This window comes from Mesorhizobium sp. M0410 (genome assembly GCF_040321435.1).
In the GTDB taxonomy this organism is placed as follows: domain Bacteria; phylum Pseudomonadota; class Alphaproteobacteria; order Rhizobiales; family Rhizobiaceae; genus Mesorhizobium.
Genome location: NZ_JAMYRN010000009.1, coordinates 125,672 through 144,866, shown reverse-complemented (window position 1 = coordinate 144,866; position 19,195 = coordinate 125,672). Strand labels below are relative to the sequence as shown.

Sequence of the window (19,195 nt, the reverse complement as noted above, 5' to 3'; positions counted from 1 at the left end):
ATTGCGTCCACAGGCCAGGTAGCTTCAGAACATCGCCTATGAAAATTGCTGTGGGCCAATGCGCAAAAATTATCTTTGCGCGTTTTCCCGTCTGTCGGCTAAAGGATCGTCCCATATCTACCGGGAGGAAAGTCGATGGACACCCATTCTCGCAGTTTCGCCAAGGCGCTTTCCTGGCGCGTCACCGGCACCATCGACACAATGATCATCTCGCTCGTCGTGACCGGAAGCATCAAGCTCGCCGCGGCCATCGGCCTGACCGAGGTCGTCACCAAGTCGCTGCTCTATTATCTTCACGAACGGGCGTGGCTGAAAATTCCTTACGGGAGGAAGGCAGCCGCCTAGCTCTTGCCTCCGCGGCGGGCGCCAGACCGGCGATCAAGAAAAGCTAAAGCGGCGTCGCCAATTTCTGGATTGCCCGCCGCCCTCATCCGTGGTTTGAGGCCAGCTTGTCCGAGGATCTCCTTCGCGCCATGCTGCCCCTCATTGCCCTGTTCATAGCTGCCTTCGCCTTCGGCACCACCGAATTCGTCATCGCCGGCGTGCTGCCGCAGGTGGCGGATGGCCTTGGCGTCGCGATTCCGACCGCCGGCTATCTCGTTTCCGGCTATGCCGGCGGCATTGCAGTCGGCGGCCCGCTGCTGGCGCTCGCCACCAAAAGGTTCTCCCGCAAGGCCCTGCTGCTTGGACTGACTGCAGCCTTCACCATCGGCCAGGCCGCCTGCGCGCTGGCGCCCGACTTCGCCTCGATGCTGCTGTTGCGGATAGCGGTGGCCGTGGCGCATGGCGCCTATTTCGGCGTTGCCATGGTGGTGGCCGTCGGCCTCGTGCGCGAAGACCAGCGCGGCATGGCGGTGGCGCTGATCCTGTCCGGCCTCACCGTATCGAACGTCATCGGCGTTCCGGCCGGCACGGCAATCGGCAACATCTGGGGATGGCGTGCAACATTCTGGGTGATGTGCGCGCTCGGTGTGGTGGCCTTCGCGGCAATCGGCGCCCTGCTGCCGCGCAAGACGGGATCGTCGAGCCCGTCAGTGAGCCTTGGAAGCGAGGTCCGCGTGCTCGCACGTCAGCAGGTCTGGACCTCGCTCATTATCATGCTGATGCTGATGATCGGCCAGTTCGGCCTGTTCACCTATATCACGCCGACGCTGCTTGAGGTCACAGGCCTCGACGAGAAATGGATACCTTGGGTGCTCTTGCTGAACGGGGTCGGCGCAACGATCGGCGTCTTCGTCGGCGGGCGGCTCGCCGACTGGAAGCTGATGCCGTCGCTCATCGCCATGCTTTTCCTGCAGGCGGTGATGCTCGCCTTGATCTATGCCGTCAGTTCTTACCCACTGCCGATGGTGATAGCGATCTTCGTCTGGGGCGGCCTCAACTTCGCCATCGGCACGCCGATCCAGACCCGGATACTGACCTGGACCGCGGATGCCTCCAATCTTGCCTCGTCGCTCATTCCGTCGGGCTTCAATGTCGGCATCGCGCTCGCCGCATCGCTCGGCGCGGCCATGCTCAATGCCGGCTATGGCTATCGCAGCCTGCCGGTGGTTGGCGCGGTCGCCATGCTGGTCGCGGTCGCGGTTGCGCTTGCCTCGCATGTCTGGGAATGGCGAAGCCGGGCTGCGCCGCCGCTGCCGGCTGCCGCCGAATAGGGCTACAGATCGATCCGGTAGCGCAGGCTTTCCGCGCCGCCATAGGCGGCGTCCTCGAAGAAACGTCCGACGAGCCGGCCGCCATTGGCCAGAACGACCTTCTGCGAGGGCACATTGTGAGGCTTGCAGGTGATTTCGACGAAGGGCAGGCCAACAGCCCTCGCCTCCACCAGCATCAGCCGCAGGGCCTCGGTCGCATAGCCGCGTCCCCGTTTCCACGGCACCACCGCATAGCCGATGTGGCCGAGCACATGCGACGGCAGCGCCGCGGTGCCGTGTTGCCAGCGCAAACCGATTGGGCCTGCGACTTCCCCGTCCCAGATCCAGCGCCGGAATCCGGGCAGCCGCGGCACCGTCGAACCGTCGGGCAAGGTGATCGGCGGTCCCTTGCCATCGGAATCGTCGAGATCGCCAAGGAAAGTCGCTGGATCCTTTTCGATAGCCGCAAGCTGCTCGCGCGTCGCCTCGAGCAGCCGCACATTGTCCGGCGACCAGCCGCGCTCGAGAGCCGCCTTGTAGGACGGCAGGTGTTCAAGCGCCGGTTTGACGAGTTCGATCACGGGCGCGAGCTTTTGGCTGCCGGATTGCGGGCGCGACGGCAAGGGCCTTCGGCAGCTTACTGAAGCAGGCTCTTGACGATGCCGCTCGCCTTGGAGAAATCCATCTGACCGGCGTATCTCTCCTTGAGCGCCGCCATCACCTTGCCCATGTCCTTGACGCCGCTGGCGCCGGTCTCGGCAATCGCGGAACGGACGGCGCTTTCCGTCTCAACCTCGCCCAGTTGCGTCGGCAGGAAGTCGCGGATGATGGCCATCTCGTCGCGCTCCTGCGCCGCAAGCTCCGGCCGCTTGCCGTCATCGAACGCCTTGGCCGATTCCTCGCGCTGCTTCACCATCTTGGCCAGGATCTGCAGGATCTCGTCGTCGCTGGCCGGCTCCTTGCCGGCGCCGCGATTGGCGATGTCGCGGTCGTGAATGGCCGCCTGGATCAGCCGCAATGTCGGCAGCCGGCGCTTGTCCTGCGCCTTCATCGCGCTCTTCAGGGATTCGGCGATTTTGCCTCGCATAGTGCTTTCTCCTTCGAATGCGGCGGACAATAGCCGTGCCGAAAGCCCAACGCAAATGCGACACTACCGGCAAATCCCTGATATTGTTCGACGAAATAAATCCGGGCTCGCACTTCCTGGCATCATTGACCGCCTTGGCGCCTTCCCCTATGTACTGGGCCTTGCATGAACTGAATTCTAGTGCACGTCGCCCAAAAGTGCGTAGCTGTTTTGGGGCAACGACATGCACAAGTGAAAACTTAGCGCGCCGAGGCTGTGAGATCGCCGCTTCGCGCTTTTTGTTGCGCCGACTGAGGGCGCACCTTTAGGAGTGCCGCCGTGGCAACGATGACCGCCGCATCGCCCCCCCCTTGGGCCACCGACAAGCCGACTGCCCTGCTGGTGCTGGCCGACGGCACCGTCATCGAGGGCCGCGGTCTGGGCGCCGCCGGCTCCGCCGTCGCCGAGGTCTGCTTCAACACTGCGCTGACCGGCTATCAGGAGATCCTCACCGACCCATCCTATGCCGGCCAGATCGTCACTTTCACCTTTCCGCATATCGGCAATATCGGCACAAACGACGAAGATATCGAGGACCTCAACCCGCTGGCCCGCGCCGGCGCCGTCGGCGCCGTGTTCAAGGCCGACGTCACCAACCCGTCGAATTATCGCGCCGGAACCGGTCTCGACCAGTGGCTGAAGAAGCGCGGCATCGTCGCACTTTCAGGCATCGACACGCGGGCGCTGACCGCGTTGATCCGCGAAAAGGGCATGCCAAATGCCGTCATCGCGCACGCGCCCGACGGTATCTTCGACGTCGATGATCTCAAGCGCCGCGCCGCCGCATGGTCGGGGCTTATCGGGCTTGATCTGGCCAAGGAAGTCACCTCCGGTCAATCCTCGGTCTGGCGCGAGACGCCCTGGGTCTGGAACGAGGGCTTTGGCGAACAGGCTGATCCGTCGATGCACGTCGTTGCCATCGACTACGGGGTCAAGCGCAACATATTGCGCCTGCTGGCCGGCCTCGGCGCCAAGGTAACTGTGGTGCCGGCAAAAACCGGCGCCGAGGAGATCCTGGCGATGCGGCCCGACGGCATTTTTCTATCCAACGGCCCTGGCGATCCGGAAGCAACCGGCGACTACGCCGTGCCGGTCATTCAGGATCTTTTGAAGACCGATATCCCACTGTTCGGCATCTGCCTCGGCCACCAGATGCTGGCGCTGGCGCTGGGCGGCAAGACTGCAAAAATGCATCAGGGCCACCACGGCGCCAATCATCCGGTCAAGGACCACACCACCGGCAAGGTCGAGATCGTCTCGATGAACCATGGCTTTGCCGTCGACGCCGACTCGTTGCCGAGCGGCGTCGAGGAAACCCATGTCTCGCTGTTCGACGGTTCGAATTGCGGCATTGCGCTCACCGGCAGACCGGTCTTCTCGGTCCAGCATCATCCCGAAGCCTCGCCCGGGCCGCAGGATTCGCACTATCTGTTTCGCCGCTTCGTCAATCTGATCCGCGAAAAGCGCGGCGAGCCGGCACTGGCCGAGCGTGTTTAGCGCATTGCGTAAAAACGGATTTGACTGACGGCGCCGGCCGGGCTCCCGGCGCCGATCAAGCCCCGTCCGTCACCGCTTCCTGCGCGTGCATGCGTTTGACTTCCTTCGGCGTCGGCTTGGCCACCTTGGTGACGAAGACGACGAGCGCCAGCGTGAGGAAAATCGCGCCGAGCAGATACGGGGCACCGCCGAAAGCTACGGGCGCGTTCGGCCCCGTGAACCAGGAAAAGATCGCCGTATAAAGCAGCGGTGTGATGATCGAGGTGATCGAGAAGATCGAGGTCATTGCGCCCTGGAGTTCGCCCTGGGCGGAAGGTGGCACCTTGGCGGCCGCAAGGCTTCTGAGCGGCGGGTCGGCCAACGCCTCGAGACACCCGACGACGATCACTGCATAGATCATCCAGCCTTGTGACGCGAAGGCGTAGCCTAAGGCGCTGAGTGCGGTAAATGCCAGACCGATTACCGCCGTCTTCCACTCGCCAAGCTTAGGGATCACGCGCGGCAGGACAGTCGCCATGACGATCGCCCCGCACAGGCCGAAAGCGCCGAGCGAGAAGCCGATCTGTTGTTCGCTCCAGCCATAGCGATAACTGGAGACGAACGACCAGACCGCAGGATACATCATGTGCCCCAGCGTCATCAGAAAGAAGACAAGTCCGATCCAGCCGATACCTTCGTAGTTGCGCATCTGGACGAGCGTGCCGACCGGGTTGGCGCGTTTCCACTCGAAGCGGCGACGGTGCTTGTTATCAAGTGTTTCCGGCAACAGAAACAGCGCGATCAGAAAGTTTGCGAAGGCAAGCCCGGCAGCGAAATAGAACGGCACACGCGGCCCGAACGTGCCGAGCAACCCGCCCAGAACCGGCCCGATGACGAAGCCGACGCCGAAAGCAATGCCGAGCAGCCCGAAATTCTTCGCACGATTTTCGTCGGTCGAGATATCGGCGATGAATGCCGATGTCGTGGAATAACTGGCGCCGGAAATGCCGGCCAGCACGCGGCCGATGAACAGCATCGGATAGGACCAGGCGATAGCGCAGATCAGATTGTCGATAGCGAACGTCAGCACCGAGGCGAGCAGGATAGGCCGCCGTCCGAACCGGTCGCTCAACCCACCCATCACTGGTGCGAAAACGAACTGCATCGCCGCATAGACGAAGAACAGCCAGCCGCCCTCGATAGCCGCCTCGCTGATGCCGACGCCGGTCAATTCCCTGAGATAGGCCGGCAGCACCGGCATAATGATGCCGAAGCCGATGACGTCGAGCAGCAGGGTGGTAAAAACAAGCGCAAGGCCCCGCCTGGCGGTTTTGGGGTCTATCATGATGGTATCTCCTCGGGCCGCCCGAGCGAACGGGGACACACCTTATAGGCGAGCACATCGCCGGGAACAATGAGGGAACGGGCAGAGTGTTTTCATCCTGACATCCCCTGACTGCGATGCAGTCTCTCAGATAATTACGAGAAAACTGTCGGCTCAGATCGGGTTGTTGAACGTGTCGCAGTCCGAAAGCTTGCCGTTCTGGAAACCTCGCGCCAGCCAGGTCTGCCGCTGCTGCGACGTGCCGTGGTTGAAGCTTTCCGGCACGACGTAGCCCTGCATCTTCTTCTGCAGCGTGTCGTCGCCGATCTGTTTGGCGGCGTTCAGTGCCTCCGCCATGTCGCCCTGTTCCAAGATGCCCTTCTGACCGGTGAAATGTGCCCAGATGCCGGCAAAGCAGTCGGCCTGCAACTCGACCTGCACCGACATGTGGTTGGCGTCGGCTTCGCTCATATTCTGCCGCATCTGGTTGAATTTGGGCAGGATGCCGACGAGGTTCTGCACGTGGTGGCCGACCTCATGCGCGATCACATAGGCCTGTGCGAAATCGCCGGAGGCACCGAACTGCTGATCGAGCTGCTGGAAGAAGGTGGTGTCGAGATAGACCTTGCGATCATTGGGACAGTAGAATGGTCCGGCCGCCGATGAGGCAGAACCGCAAGCAGAGCCGATCCGGCCGCTGAACAGGACCAGCTTTGGATCCTGATAGGTCAGGCCCTCGGACTGGAAAATACCGGTCCAGGTATCCTCGGTCTCGGCCAGCACGGTCGACACGAACTGCTTCATTTCGTCGGACGCGGGCGCACCGGTGCCGCCGCCCTGGCCGCCGCTATTGTCGGTGATCTGGCCGCCGCCACCGGGCTGCAAGCCGCTGTCATCGAGGATCTGGCTCGGGTCGAAGCCGAAATACCACCCTGCCAGGAAAATCAACCCTACGATAATGATGCCCGACATGCCGCCGCCGCCGGCGCGACCGCCGATCGGGATGCGAAACTGCCCCGGCCCACCGCCAAACCCGCCGCTCTGGCCGCGCTCGTCCTCGACATTGTCACTCTGACGACGGCCCTTCCAGAGCATGGCAACCCCCATGACGCAATTTCTTCCGGCCGATCGGGCCGTGTCCCGGTTCGATCGGACACGACCACAATTATCTCAACGGTTACGCCGAGTCACAGTATTTTTCGTGCGAACAAGCAATGCTTGCTGACGCTTGTTTGCTCTGGCCGAAACATCGCAAGGTCTGTGGCGTTCGCCCTGCTCGTGGGAAGCGAGTCGCGCCACGTGCTTTTCAGCGGGCGGCGATTATTGCCTTGCGAAAGGCTTCGAGCGTCTCGGCGCTGACATGATGCTCGATGCCTTCGGCGTCGATGCGCGCCGTCTCGGCACTGACGCCGAGCGAGCGCAGGAAGGCCTCGACCGTCTGGTGGCGAATGCGGCTCTCTTCCGCAACCTTGCGGCCGGCCTCGGTCAGGAACACGCCGCGATAAGGCTTCCGGGAGACCAGCCCGTCGGCGCACAGCCGCGTCAGCATTTTCGCCACCGTCGGCTGAGCGACGCCGAGCCGTGCCGCGATATCGACCTGGCGCGCCTCGTTGCCATCCTCGATCAGGTCGGCGATGAGCTCGACATAATCCTCGACCAGCGCGCTGCGGCGCGCTTCACGCGTCTGCCTGAAGCCTTCCGAGTGGATTTCTGCATCAGGCAGCGGCTTTTCGCGAGGAACCGGTCTTTTCTTCAGCGCCAATACGCGCTCCTCCCGGCAGTTTGAATCGACATTGCAGTCATAACACGGAACCCTATTTGTTCTGGCCGTTTATTTCCATTCGGTGGCCGGCGCAACCGGCGGTCACTGCGGTCCGGCCGCACGGCCAAGCGGCTACACGAAAAAGCTCCGACAATGAAATATAGCATATTGCATAATGTTCAGCCGTGGCATAGATAAGGAGAGAACATCGATCGTTCCAGTGGAAAGCCATTTCATGTCGGAAGCCGAAGCCACCTCAGCCCCCCGGTCCATGTGGCGATTTGCCCGCCCGGAGGACGACGAGCAGCTCAGCCTGCGCGAAGTCAACGCAACGATCGCGGTGCCGCACTCGGGGATCTGGCTTCGCCGGCTGTTCGCCTTCATGGGGCCGGGCTACATGGTTTCGGTCGGCTATATGGATCCGGGCAATTGGGCGACCGACCTCGCCGGCGGAGCCCAGTTCGGCTACACGCTGCTTTTCATCATCATGTTGTCGAACCTGATGGCGATCCTGCTGCAGGCGCTCGCCGCCCGGCTCGGCATCGCCACCGGCCGCGACCTTGCGCAGGCGTGCCGCGCCTATTATCCGCGACCGGTCAATTTCATGCTCTGGGTCGCTTGCGAATTGGCCATCATCGCCTGCGACCTGGCCGAGGTCATTGGCACGGCAATCGCCTTGCAACTGCTGTTCGGCATTCCGCTGATCGGCGGCGCCATTATCACCGCGCTCGATGCCTTCCTGCTGCTGCTGCTGATGAACAAGGGCTTCCGTTTCCTCGAGGCCTTCATCATAGCACTTTTGATTGTCATCTTCGGCTGCTTCGCCATTCAGATCTTTGCCGCCGCGCCGCCGGTCGGCTCCATCCTGCACGCCATGTTCGTGCCGTCGTCCGAGATCGTCACCAATCCAGCGATGCTTTACATCGCCATCGGCATCATCGGCGCCACGGTGATGCCGCACAATCTCTATCTGCACTCCTCGATCGTGCAGACCCGCGCCTACGAGCGCACCGATCGCGGCAAGCGCGACGCCATCAAATGGGCGACGACCGACTCGACCATCGCGCTGATACTGGCGTTGTTCGTCAATGCTTCCATCCTGATCGTGTCGGCGGTGGCGTTCCACGGCACCGGTCATCATGACGTTGCCGAGATCGGCCAGGCCTTCGAGCTTCTGTCGCCGCTCCTCGGCCTCGGCATCGCTTCGATCCTGTTTGCCGTGGCCCTGCTTGCCTCCGGCCTGAACTCGACGGTCACCGCGACACTGGCCGGCCAGATCGTGATGGAAGGCTTCTTGCGGCTGCGCATCCCGCAATGGGCGCGCCGCCTGCTGACGCGCGGCATCGCCATTATCCCGGTGGTGGTCGTCACCGCCCTCTATGGCGAGAAGGGCACCGGCCAGTTGCTGGTCTTCAGCCAGGTGATCCTGTCGATGCAGCTTCCCTTCGCGGTCGTCCCGCTGGTGCAGTTCGTCTCGGACAAGCGCAAAATGGGCAATTTCGCCATTTCCCGCGCCGTTGCCGTGCTGGCCTGGGTGGTTGCCGCCCTCATCCTGGTGCTCAACTTCAAGCTGCTCTACGACACGGTCGTCGGTTTAGGCTGAGCGTCTGCTCCAAACTGACCCAACAACGTCGGCAATCATCCGTCCTTCCAGCCCTGGAAATTTGCCGGCCGCTGTCGGACAAATGTCTTGTCTGCCCGTCCTTGGCTCGAAGTCCGGCCATGACGGCACGGATCAGCGAAAGGGAGCTCCAATGAGGAAGATCATCGCCGCAACATTCGTCAGCCTCGACGGCGTCATGCAGGCGCCCGGCGGCCCGCAAGAGGACCCTGTCGGCGGCTTCAAATTTGGCGGCTGGACATTCCACTACTGGGACGACTTGATGGGTGCCGCCATGGGCGAGACGTTTTCAAAACCGTTCGCGCTGCTTCTCGGCCGCAAGACCTACGACATCTTCGCCGCCCATTGGCCCTACCAGAAGAATGACCCGATCGCCGACAGCTTCAACGCCGTCACCAAATATGTGGCTACGCACAGGCCAGATACGCTGTCCTGGCAAAACAGCCAGCCGCTCGGCAGCGATGTCGTGGCGACGTTGCGCCGGATGAAGCAGGAGGACGGCCCCGACCTGCTCATTCAGGGATCGAGCGAGCTGATCCAGACCTTGCTCGCCAATGACCTGATCGACGAGATCAGCCTGCTGATTTTCCCGCTGGTGCTGGGCAAGGGCAAAAAACTGTTCGGCAGCGGCGCGATGCCTGCCGCCTTCAAGCTGACCCGTTCGCAGGCATCGACCACCGGCGTCCTCATGGCGAGCTATGAGCGCTCCGGCGAGATCAAGACCGGGTCCTTTGCCCCGGAACAGCCTTCCGAAGCCGAGATCGAGCGGCGCAAGAACTGGAAGTAGATGCCGCAGGGCGATCAAGGACGGCTGAACACTGGCCGTCCTTTTTGCTGTTTTAAGCCGCCTCTCGTCGCCGTGCCAATCCATCGCGGAGGTGGCCCGCGAATGCCAGTACGGCAGGCGCAACGCTGTGCTTCGGCAAATGCAGATTGATTGCAAAATTCGGCAATGACGGCAAATCCGGATCGTTGGCCAAAATATCGAGGTCCGCAGGTACGGTCGACGCCAACCAGGTGGTGACGGCCAAGTCCGAACGCACTGTCGCCGTCGTCGCGTCGATGCTGCCGTTTTCGAATACGGTGCGCCATGCCAGCCCGTGCTCGTTAAGCGCCTCCAGTACAACCGGACGGAACGCGCAGGTCTCGGCGACCATCGAAACCGGCAAGGGGCGTTTGCTGCGGGCGCCGCCGCCTTTGGCGCCGACCCAGACCAGCCGGTCGACAACAAGGCATTCGCCGGCCGACCGACCGACCGGCTCCTCGATCACCGCGAGCTCTATCGTGCCGGCCGCCAAGGCCGCAGCCAGCTCCGGCGACGAGGCGCAGACAAGCGAGATCTCGACCTGCGGATACGCCTCGGCATAGGCCTTGAGCACCGGTGCAAGCAAGGTGCCGACAAGGTCGTACGGCACGCCAAGCCGCACCTGACCGGCAACTGCATCGCCCGCCATCTCCGCCAGGATCTCGTCATTGAGCGAAAGCAGGCGCTTGCCCTTGCCGAACAGCCGCTCGCCGGAGCGGGTCAGCCGCAATCCGCTCCGATCGCGGTCGAACAGCCTACAGCCGAGAACCTCTTCCAAAGGCTTGACCTGCTGGCTGACGGCACCTTGCGTCAAATGCAGCGCGTTGGCCGCCGCCGTCATGCTGGCCCTGTCGGCAACGGTGACAAAGGTTCGGATCAGGGCAGCGTCGAGGTTGCGGAACATCAAGCCATTATATTTGCTAATGCATGTCATAGCGAACATTGCATTTACTGATGAGCCAAACAGCCTACCGTGCAGGCTTCAAAGGAAGCAGCATGTTTGAAACCGTCCTTCCCCTCGTCCTGTTCGCGCTGGTCTCTACCTCAACGCCCGGCATGGCCACGACGTTGTCGACGGCGTCCGGCGCGCAGTTCGGCTTTCGCCGCTCTATCCCGCTGATGGCCGGGAGTGCGGCCGGCCTGGCCACAGTGGCTGCGGCAGGTGCCGCCGGGCTCGCTGGTCTGCTGGCCGCCGCTCCTTCGCTGCAGCTGGCAATGAAAATGGCCGGTACCCTCTATCTGGTATGGCTTGCCCTCAAGATCGGCCGCAGTGGTCCGCCCAATCTGGACGTGGCCATGGCAAAGCCGAACAGCTTTTTGGGCGGCGCCGGCCTGCAATGGGTGAACCCAAAGGGCTGGGCTATGGGGCTGGGAGCGGCGGCATCTTTTGCCGCGCTCGCCAAAGGGCCGCTGCAGCTCGCCTTGCTGCTCGGCGCCGTCTTCGGCCTTGCAGCGGCTCTATCCTTGGCAGCATGGTGCGTGGCGGGCACGCTGCTCGCCCGGTTGCTGCGAACCGAGCGGCAGTGGCGCATGCTCAACGCCGTGCTTGGCCTGCTGCTGGCCGCCTCGATCATTCCGATGTGGCGGACAGCGTAAGGTTAGTCTTTAGCTATGTCAGGCAGTGTAACGCGCCGCCGGCTTGCCGGCCAGAAGACTGCCGAAAAAACCTTGCCGAACGCCAAGAAAGGCATCCACCCCGGCAACGTCGGCAAGACCCGGTGCCGTGAACGCTTCACCCTTTGCCAGGCCAACCAGCGCTGCATCGACCAGATCGTCGGCCGTCATCACGATCTCTTGCGGCACATTGGCAATATCGCTTCCCGCAACTTCCCAGAATTCTGTCCGCGTGGCCCCCGGCAAGACCACCTGCACGGCGACCTTCGTGCCCGCGACTTCCCGCTGCAAGGCCTCGGTGAAGTTGACGACGTAGGCTTTGGTGCCGCTGTAGATGCCGCCGAACGAGGTATCGAAGGCAAGGACCGAGGCGATGTTGACGATGGCGCCGCGGTTGCGCGACAGCAGCCCCGGCAGCACCGCGCGCGTCAGCCGAGTCAGCGCCACGACATTGACCTTGATCATGCGCTCGGCGACATCGGCTTCAGCCGTTGCCACCACCTGCGCGCCGCCAAGGCCGGCATTGTTGACCAGCAGCGTCACGCTGTCGTCGGTTGATATCGCCTGCTCGACCCGTCGCAGATCGCCGTCGTCGGCCAAGTCGGCGCCGATGACGCTGACCTTTATGCCATAAGCATAGCGGAGCCTCTCGGCCAATTCCTCCAACCGATCGGCGCGCCGCGCCACCAGCACCAGATCATAACCTTGGCCGGCGAGCCGGTCGGCATAGATCGCACCGATGCCGGACGAGGCGCCGGTGACGACCGCAGTACCTTTGTCCTGATTGCTCATTGTCTTGTTCCTTCTGGTTCGATTCCAAATGCCGGTGCCGCAGGGCAACATCCCTGCTTCGACTGGCACACGAATTATTGGCATATGCCACTATTGGAACGTAGGCATATGCCACCATCTTGTCAATCCGGGGAGCAAGGACTATTTCTGGTGCATCGAGGGCCCTTCCGGTCCCTCATTGGAAATCCGCCAATGTCCCAAACCACCCTGCCCGGCCTGGCGCTTTGCAACAACGCCATGCTGCGCCGCGCGACGCGGAAACTGGGCCAGTTCTATGACGATGTGCTGGCCCCATCGGGTCTGAAGGCCACGCAGCAGGGCCTGCTCTACCAGATCCACATCGGCAACGAACCGACGATGGGTGCCATTGCCGCGGCTCTCGTCATGGACCTGTCGGCCCTCGGTCATACGCTGAAGCCGCTGATCAGGGATGGTTACATCGAGACCTTCGCCGACCCTGCCGACCGCCGCATCAGGCGCGTCAGGCTGACATCGCAGGGCCGGATCAAGCTCGAAGAAGCTCTGAAGCTGTGGCAAGTCGCTCAGCAGCGCTTCGAGGAGATGTTTGGAAAAGAACAGGCGGCAAGCCTGCGAGCGGCGCTGGACGAAATCGCCGCGCTTGATTTCGACGTACCGCCGGCCGCGAGTTGAATTATCGGCGGCCGGCAGCCAAGCTCCGCTAACAGCCCTATTCGGCCGGCATCGCCACCGGCCGCGCCGCCAGGTGGCCCGCCAGCACTACGCCCAGACCGATGATCGGGAATGCCGCCGCGACCACGCCGAGGTCGGCCGGTGCGCCATAGCGCAGCACCGCGGCGCCGACCACGGCACCCAGTGCGACGCCGAGATAAAGTGCCGAAGCGTTCAGCGACAGCACGATGGGCGCGGCATCGGGCGCCAGCTTGATGATGCGGCTCGCCTGCGCCGGCGGGAATGCCCAGCCGACGATGCCCCACGGCACCATCATGGCCATCAATGCCGGCCCGGCGATCTCGCGCGGCAGGAACATCGGGATCAGCGAAAACGTGACCAGCATGGCGGCACTCAGCGCCAACGACCAGCAGACGGTGCGTGTCGCGCCGAAACGGTCGGCGGCCTGACCGCCGCCGATATTGCCGATGACCGCGCCAACGCCGAAAGCGAGCAGCATTCCGGGAAGCGCGATCGGGTTCAGTCCGCCGCCTTCGATCGCGAGCGGCGCGACAAAGGCAAAGACGGTGAAGGCGCCGATCAGGGCCAGGATGGTCGTCACCAGGATAGGCATGACGCCGGGGCGAAGTGCCGCTGCCAGCCGCATGCGGAGCGGCAGCCTTGTGCCGACGATGCCGCGCGGCAGCCGGTACCACAGGATCGCGCCGGCGAGCGCACCAAGGCCGGCAATGGCAAAGAAGGTGCCGCGCCAGCCGGCAACCGTCGCAACGAGCGCGCCGAGCGGTGCTCCGACCGCGACCGCAACCGTAGTGCCGCCGACGACCACGGCAATGGCCCGGGCGCGGTGATGATCGTCGACAAGCGCAACGGCCGTTCCCTGTGCGGTCGCCGCAAACAGGCCTGACGACAGCGCCATGACGATGCGCGCGATCAACAGCAATTCGAAGGAGGAGCTTAGCGCCGCGGCGACGTTGCCCAACACGAAGAACACCAGCGTCCACAGGATGACGCGGCGACGGTCCCATTCGCCGGTCAGCGTTGCCAGGATCGGCGTGCCGATCGCATAGGCGAGCGCAAACGCGGTGATCAGCGTGCCGGCGAGCGGGACGGAGATGGCGGCATCCTTTGCAATATCGGGCAAAAGGCTGGAGATGACGAAACCTTCGGTCGAAATCGTGAACGATCCGAGCGCAAGCCAGATGAGACGCTTATCCATGGCAATTTCCTTAGTTCAAAGGTTATTGAACAATTGGACATAACAGGGCATGATGTCAATAAAGCCGCTGCAAAATAGCCGAACCATCCTGACAGCCCGGTGTCAGGACGGGGCGACGGGACGAAACTATGTGTCCATTGGCCACGTTGAAATCGGCTCCAAATGTGCTTAATTCCTGGGCATGACCTTGCCCCATCCCACCGCCGACCAGATCAGCCTGCCGAACGTGCTTGCTGTGCTCGGCGACCCGACGCGACTGGCCATCGTGCGCTATCTCGCCAGCAAAGAGGGCGTGCCGCTGAATTGCAGCCGGTTCCTCGACTTCGCCTCGAAAACCAATCTGAGTTACCATTTGGCCAAGCTGCGTGAGGCCGGCGTCACCCGCACCGAGGCGGTTGGCACCAGCCGATTGATCACGCTGCGCCGTGACGATCTCGACCGCCGCTTCCCGGGCTTGCTCGACAGCGTTATTGCCGCGGCCGGCGACGACGCATCGTTGCCGGCGGTCGGCGGCCACGAGATCGAAGTCCGCGCCTGACCGGCGCGAAGCTGGGTTCCGCTCTCGCCCGCTTCGCGAGACGAGCAAAGTAGCTTCACCTGCCCTCCAGCCATTCCAATTAACGGAGCCTGCCATGCGCATTGCCGTCCTCGCCGACATCCACGGCAATGTCCTGGCGCTCGACGCCGTGCTCGACGATCTGCGGCAGCGTGGCGGCGCCGACCTCATCGTCAATCTCGGCGATTGCGTTTCCGGCCCGCTGTGGCCGCGCGAGACCATGGAGCGGCTCGAGGCGCTCGACCTGCCGACGGTACGCGGCAATCACGACCGCCGCGTTGCCCGCGACACTGCCGACGAGACCATGTGGCCGTCCGACCACTACGCGCAGGAACGGCTGACCGCAGGCCAGCGCGAGGCGCTGTTCGCGCTGCCCGTCACGCTGGAGGTGGCGCCCGGCGTGATCGCCTTCCATGCCCGGCCCGACCACGACGAAAAATACCTGACTGACGCGATCGTCGAGGGCCGGCTGGTGCGCGCGCCGCTGGCCGCCATCGAGCGGCGCCTCGGCGCGGTCGATCCCGCCTGCCGCATCATGCTTTGCGGCCACAGCCACCGCAGCGAGCTGATCCGCATTCCCGGCGGTCCGGTCATTTTCAATCCGGGCAGCATCGGCTGCCCGGCCTATGACGATTCGACCCCACCGGCGCATGTCTCCGAGCAAGGCTCGCCACACGCCCGCTATGGTATCGTCGACTTGCACCGCGATCGCTTCGAATCCATCGCCGTCGACTATGACCATGAGGCGGCGGCGCGTCAGGCCGAGCAGGCGGGGCGGCCCGAATGGGCTCACGCGCTGCGCACCGGCTTCATGCCGGACTGAGCTTGGTCATGCCGGGCTGAACCGATGACCGCCTTCGAGCGGCAGAAGCCGCAATCTTCAGTTGTCGGACGCGGATCGCTTCGATCGGTTGGCAGGACGTCGGGCGCCGGCCGCCGAAGTCTTGGGCGTCGAAGTCTTGGTCTCCGAAGCCTTGGGCGGTGAAGCCTTTGGCCGTGACGTACTGGGCGTTAGATGCCTTGGGTTGAAAGTCTGTGCTGGAGCCGATTCGGAACCGGCCCGAATGTCGGCGTCGCGCACCTGCTGGCCAAAGTTCAGACCGGTCAGCTGTTCGATCTCGGCCACCGTCGAAAGAAATTCCGATACCCTGGCAATTTCAAGCGGGTCGTCGAATGCTTCGGCACGCTCGCCGAACGCTTCGGGCATCACTTCCAAAACCGGCTTCTGGTCGGCCAGCAGCGCGATGGCGCGCAGGCCAGCTTGATCGGACCACAGCGCGATCTTCCAGAACTTCAGCGGAACATGGCTGTCGAAGCGGTAGGGAGGATCGTCCTCGCGGAACACTGGCCCGGCAAACACCGAGACCCGGCCTCGCGTCGTATAGGCGTTGCGCAGCACATAGGTTTCCACCGCGCGCCATCTCAGCTTCCCCTTGGAGCCCGGGGATGGTCAAGCGAGCTTCCCTGATTGAAGAAGCCGACTTGCGGCGCAGCATTGGTATAAAAGAACGTGTCGCGTTCTGCCGCGACCGCCTCCTGATCGACGCCCCATGCGGGGTCGCCGCGAAGCGTAATATGGCCCTTCTGGAACATTCGAGCTATTCGTTCCTTGGATTTTGCGACGGGAAATCCGGGCACATTCTGGCTCGAATAGAATTCCTGGGTCATCTGCTCGCCAAGGTCGATGCGGCGATCGGGCCGGAAAGCATCGCTGGCTTCCGAACCGGAAATCGACTCCACCCCCAATTCGACAAGCGACGGGTTGTCGATGACCGTCTTGTCCTCACGATCGACCGCCTTGGTGTGGGATCCATCGATATTGCAGGCGGTGGCGAAGGCAAGCCTGCGATCGGCGTTCATCAAGATCGAAAAATGATGGTAGCGCAATTCGTGTGGGTCCTCGCCCGGTTTGGCAAGAAGGTTTTTGGCCAACCGGTAGGGTGAATTGGCAACCGTCGGCATTGGCAGGACAAAGCCCGGTATGAAGCCGGGCTCATACCCTCCACGATCGTCGAAATCCTCTGTTTTCCAACCCGCGGCCTCGGCGATGGCCACGACCTTGGCGGGTTCGCTTGCTGGACCGTCGTTTCGTCTCGCATCGCCTCCGTCGCCGTCGATCAACGGCGCCCGGACATTTATCTCGACGGGAAAAGTCCACGTGACCGAGCCATCGGCATTATGTCTCGTCGCCGGCGCGCCGCGATCCGGTTCAGGCCGCTGCTCCGGCTTGTCCGGCACGTCTCCGCGACTGTCGGCGTTCAGCCGAACTGTCTCATCCATCATGCGCGGCGTGCCGGACCAAATCGCCAGAGCTTCCGAAACCGCCGATGCCGATGAGCCCGGCAGCCTGGACTTTCTAGCGCCCAGATCGTCAACGATGGCGCTGATCCGTATGCCTTCGTTGATCTCGCGCGCAAGCGCGTAGCCAGCTATGCCCGTCACCTCGTGGAACGGGCCGGCCCAATGGTGCAGGGCAATGGGCTCCCATTCGTTGTTGAAGACCGGTGAACCGGACGAACCCTGTTCGGTATCGGCAACATAGTGCAGCACTTGAACCGTTTCGTCGCGGGCCACCAGCCGGTTTTCACGCAGCACCAGTTCCTTGAAGCGGCCATCGGGATGCTGGACGATGTTGGCGATTTCGCCGAGCATATGCTTGTCGCGCGCGTCCGACAGCGAAATAAAACCGAACTCCCCCAGTTCCTTTGGGCCGGAACGCCGCTCGCCGACCCCGATCAGCGTGTAGTCCAGACCTTCTATGCTATCGGTCACGAAACAGGATTCAGGATCGAACAGGAACGTCGTCGGCGTGCGCACGGCATTTGCACCGTCCTGCTCATAATCGAACTGGACCTCGAAGCGCCGGGAATCCGCCGGCGACGAAATCACATGGTTGTTTGTGAGGAACAGCCTTGGCCCGACCAGAAAACCCGATCCTTGCGGATTGCCGTTGAGAAAGGCAACGCGGCCGACCGCATCGGCAGCACGGCGCCCACGCTCCAGAAATGCGACCCCGATGAAATCGAGCGTTGGGCCGAGAATTGCCTCCGGTCCTGGCTGTTTGGCGGCCGCCTTTCTCTCCCCGGCAGATCTCATGTCGATTGCTGCCGATATCATCTCCGCTTCGGTGCGGCTGAGCGACGCCTTTACCTGCAACCTGTCGAGGCGCCTGGAGAGGGTCTGTTCGGCGGCCAGCGGATTGCCGTTGGCGATGTGACCAAGTGAAGCCTCAATTTCGGTGCGGGTTTTCTTGATACGCTGGCGAACTATGTTTTCCACTTGCGCGAATATTTCAAGGTCGACCATATTGCCCTCCTCAACCTTACTTGAGAGAGTGCATATTTACATGAAATGTGCAATATTTTGCCGGCTGTTAGTTCACGGAAGTGGCCTGGTCGCGATTCAACACGCGGCGCCTTTTCGGGCTTACACAGCGCCGCCTCGTCGCCTATAAAAACCGGCTGGCGTGCGGCGGCGCTTTCGTGCCTGGCCGCGCCTTCGGCAATTGAACCTACCGCCCATGGCAGATGATTAGGCGCACAGTAACACTCCCGACGACGCTGCTTGCGGTGGTTGCCGCTCCGCTGATGCTGGCGGAGTTGCCGGCCAACGGCCAGGAGCCGGAGCCCATCATCTCGATTGTGACGGGTCTCGCGCCCGATGACCTCCTGAACGTGCGCGCCACGGCGTCGGCCATGGGCAAGATCGAGGCGCGATTGCCGAGTGGATCGAGCGTGAAAAATCTCGGCTGCGGCGACGTCAGCGGCTACAAGTGGTGCAAGGTCGAGGACATTGACGACCCGAAGCTGAGCGGATGGGCACCCGCACGCTACCTCGACCCTATCAATCCCCGGCAAGTGACACCCCAGGCAGCGGCCAATGCGGAGAGCCCTGCCTCTCAACCGCTGCCCGATCTGACAACGCGCCTCGGCGCAACTGCTCCCGAAACGTCGCTGAACTCCGCTGACGCAATCGTCAGGGTGGCTATCGAGGACGCTTACCGCCTGGCCCTGGCCGCTGGCAATCCCTCGACTGGACAGGTTGATGGATCGGCGCCCGCGGCAGTGGATCCCGTCCAGAATTTCGGCGCGACCAATGCGGCGCCTCCGGCCGACGCGCAGACTGTTGCACGGCTGCAGCCGCCGGGGACACCATTCCCGGGTGCCGGCAACGTCATTCCTTGCGCGCGCTATCTCGGCCAGCCGATGACCAACTGCAAGGCAGGCGTCGCGCGCACCGGCGACAAAACCGACGTGACCGTGACCTGGCCCGATGGCGGCACGCGCATCATCAGCTTCCAGGCCGGCAAGCCGGCCGGTTCGAATGGGCCGGGCGAATTCCGCTTCACGCGCGAAGGCAGCCTCAACATCATCCGCGTCGGCGCGTCCGAACGCTTCGAGATTACGGATCAACTGGCGCTGGGGGATAGTGGTAAGGGGAATAAGGCAGTAGGGCAGTAGGGCAATATGTTTAAAGGGCGCTCAACCTCTGCCCTACTGCCCTACTGCCCTACTGCCCTACTGCCCTACTGCCTCATTTTCGGGGTTACATCCGGCAAAACTCTTCCCTATAAGGCCCTCCTAGCCTGATACCAGAATCGCGAGCACAACCGGCCGGG

The 19,195-nt window shown here is 62.9% G+C and carries 20 protein-coding genes; 10 read left to right on the top strand and 10 right to left on the bottom strand.

The features are described 5' to 3' along the window. Nucleotides 1-135 precede the first annotated feature (135 nt). Complete coding sequence (locus tag NKI63_RS15585) at nt 136-345, top strand: DUF2061 domain-containing protein (RefSeq protein ID WP_023678301.1); 210 nt, start codon at nt 136-138, stop codon at nt 343-345. A gap of 128 nt (nt 346-473) precedes the next feature. Continuing rightward, nucleotides 474-1,655: an MFS transporter gene (locus tag NKI63_RS15580; protein ID WP_254820371.1), complete on the top strand. Its 1,182-nt coding sequence runs from the start codon at nt 474-476 to the stop codon at nt 1,653-1,655. Nucleotides 1,656-1,657: 2 nt separating this feature from the next. Here the strand turns inward: NKI63_RS15580 and NKI63_RS15575 are convergent, their stop codons facing one another. Next, nucleotides 1,658-2,215, bottom strand: a complete 558-nt coding sequence (locus NKI63_RS15575) for a GNAT family N-acetyltransferase (RefSeq protein ID WP_352506761.1) — start codon at nt 2,213-2,215, stop codon at nt 1,658-1,660. A 56-nt stretch (nt 2,216-2,271) separates the two neighbouring features. Next, on the bottom strand, nt 2,272-2,721 hold the full coding sequence (locus NKI63_RS15570; RefSeq protein WP_352506760.1) for a GatB/YqeY domain-containing protein: 450 nt from the start codon (nt 2,719-2,721) through the stop codon (nt 2,272-2,274). Nucleotides 2,722-3,048: 327 nt separating this feature from the next. Between NKI63_RS15570 and carA the strand changes: the two genes are divergently transcribed. Next, complete coding sequence (gene carA, locus NKI63_RS15565; protein ID WP_352506809.1) at nt 3,049-4,257, top strand: glutamine-hydrolyzing carbamoyl-phosphate synthase small subunit; 1,209 nt, start codon at nt 3,049-3,051, stop codon at nt 4,255-4,257. A 55-nt stretch (nt 4,258-4,312) separates the two neighbouring features. On the opposite strand, the gene NKI63_RS15560 is transcribed toward carA, so the two are convergent. The 3 genes from NKI63_RS15560 to mntR form a co-directional block, all read right to left on the bottom strand. Continuing rightward, nucleotides 4,313-5,581 (bottom strand): TCR/Tet family MFS transporter, encoded by a 1,269-nt coding sequence (locus NKI63_RS15560; RefSeq protein WP_352506759.1) that lies wholly within the window; start codon nt 5,579-5,581, stop codon nt 4,313-4,315. 153 nt (nt 5,582-5,734) lie between these two features. Then, entirely contained in the window at nt 5,735-6,655 is a 921-nt protein-coding gene (ypfJ, locus tag NKI63_RS15555) for a KPN_02809 family neutral zinc metallopeptidase (RefSeq protein WP_352478094.1), read from the bottom strand. A gap of 211 nt (nt 6,656-6,866) precedes the next feature. Further along, nucleotides 6,867-7,322 carry a manganese-binding transcriptional regulator MntR gene (mntR, locus tag NKI63_RS15550; RefSeq protein ID WP_254820344.1) on the bottom strand — a complete coding sequence of 152 codons (456 nt, stop codon included), beginning with the start codon at nt 7,320-7,322 and terminating at the stop codon, nt 6,867-6,869. A 235-nt stretch (nt 7,323-7,557) separates the two neighbouring features. Between mntR and NKI63_RS15545 the strand changes: the two genes are divergently transcribed. Both NKI63_RS15545 and NKI63_RS15540 read left to right on the top strand, forming a co-directional pair. After that, the gene (locus NKI63_RS15545) at nt 7,558-8,925 is read left to right on the top strand and encodes an Nramp family divalent metal transporter (protein ID WP_352477808.1); all 1,368 of its coding nucleotides are present in this window, start codon (nt 7,558-7,560) and stop codon (nt 8,923-8,925) included. Between the two features lie 151 nt (nt 8,926-9,076). Next, a complete protein-coding gene (locus tag NKI63_RS15540; protein WP_352506758.1) occupies nt 9,077-9,730 on the top strand; it encodes a dihydrofolate reductase family protein in 654 nt (217 codons plus the stop codon). Nucleotides 9,731-9,782: 52 nt separating this feature from the next. On the opposite strand, the gene NKI63_RS15535 is transcribed toward NKI63_RS15540, so the two are convergent. Beyond that, entirely contained in the window at nt 9,783-10,652 is an 870-nt protein-coding gene (locus NKI63_RS15535) for a LysR family transcriptional regulator (protein ID WP_352687777.1), read from the bottom strand. A 92-nt stretch (nt 10,653-10,744) separates the two neighbouring features. On the opposite strand from NKI63_RS15535, the gene NKI63_RS15530 reads away from it, so the two are divergent. Further along, nucleotides 10,745-11,344 (top strand): LysE family translocator, encoded by a 600-nt coding sequence (locus NKI63_RS15530; RefSeq protein ID WP_352506756.1) that lies wholly within the window; start codon nt 10,745-10,747, stop codon nt 11,342-11,344. Between the two features lie 18 nt (nt 11,345-11,362). Here the strand turns inward: NKI63_RS15530 and NKI63_RS15525 are convergent, their stop codons facing one another. Further along, nucleotides 11,363-12,154, bottom strand: a complete 792-nt coding sequence (locus tag NKI63_RS15525; protein ID WP_254820341.1) for an SDR family NAD(P)-dependent oxidoreductase — start codon at nt 12,152-12,154, stop codon at nt 11,363-11,365. A gap of 192 nt (nt 12,155-12,346) precedes the next feature. On the opposite strand from NKI63_RS15525, the gene NKI63_RS15520 reads away from it, so the two are divergent. Next, a complete protein-coding gene (locus NKI63_RS15520) occupies nt 12,347-12,805 on the top strand; it encodes a MarR family winged helix-turn-helix transcriptional regulator (protein ID WP_352506755.1) in 459 nt (152 codons plus the stop codon). Between the two features lie 37 nt (nt 12,806-12,842). On the opposite strand, the gene NKI63_RS15515 is transcribed toward NKI63_RS15520, so the two are convergent. Then, nucleotides 12,843-14,021, bottom strand: a complete 1,179-nt coding sequence (locus NKI63_RS15515; RefSeq protein ID WP_254820339.1) for an MFS transporter — start codon at nt 14,019-14,021, stop codon at nt 12,843-12,845. A 181-nt stretch (nt 14,022-14,202) separates the two neighbouring features. Between NKI63_RS15515 and NKI63_RS15510 the strand changes: the two genes are divergently transcribed. Further along, nucleotides 14,203-14,559, top strand: coding sequence for an ArsR/SmtB family transcription factor (locus NKI63_RS15510; RefSeq protein ID WP_352506754.1), 357 nt, complete (start codon nt 14,203-14,205; stop codon nt 14,557-14,559). 94 nt (nt 14,560-14,653) lie between these two features. Then, nucleotides 14,654-15,400: a metallophosphoesterase family protein gene (locus NKI63_RS15505; RefSeq protein ID WP_352506753.1), complete on the top strand. Its 747-nt coding sequence runs from the start codon at nt 14,654-14,656 to the stop codon at nt 15,398-15,400. A gap of 57 nt (nt 15,401-15,457) precedes the next feature. Here the strand turns inward: NKI63_RS15505 and NKI63_RS15500 are convergent, their stop codons facing one another. Together NKI63_RS15500 and NKI63_RS15495 are read right to left on the bottom strand one after the other, a co-directional pair. Then, nucleotides 15,458-15,988, bottom strand: coding sequence for a DNA/RNA non-specific endonuclease (locus tag NKI63_RS15500; protein ID WP_352822161.1), 531 nt, complete (start codon nt 15,986-15,988; stop codon nt 15,458-15,460). Nucleotides 15,989-15,999: 11 nt separating this feature from the next. After that, nucleotides 16,000-17,883, bottom strand: coding sequence for a DNA/RNA non-specific endonuclease (locus tag NKI63_RS15495; RefSeq protein ID WP_352822158.1), 1,884 nt, complete (start codon nt 17,881-17,883; stop codon nt 16,000-16,002). Between the two features lie 281 nt (nt 17,884-18,164). Here NKI63_RS15495 and NKI63_RS15490 point away from each other — a divergent pair, with 281 nt between their 5' ends. Beyond that, on the top strand, nt 18,165-19,037 hold the full coding sequence (locus tag NKI63_RS15490; protein WP_352687779.1) for an SH3 domain-containing protein: 873 nt from the start codon (nt 18,165-18,167) through the stop codon (nt 19,035-19,037). Nucleotides 19,038-19,195 lie beyond the last annotated feature (158 nt).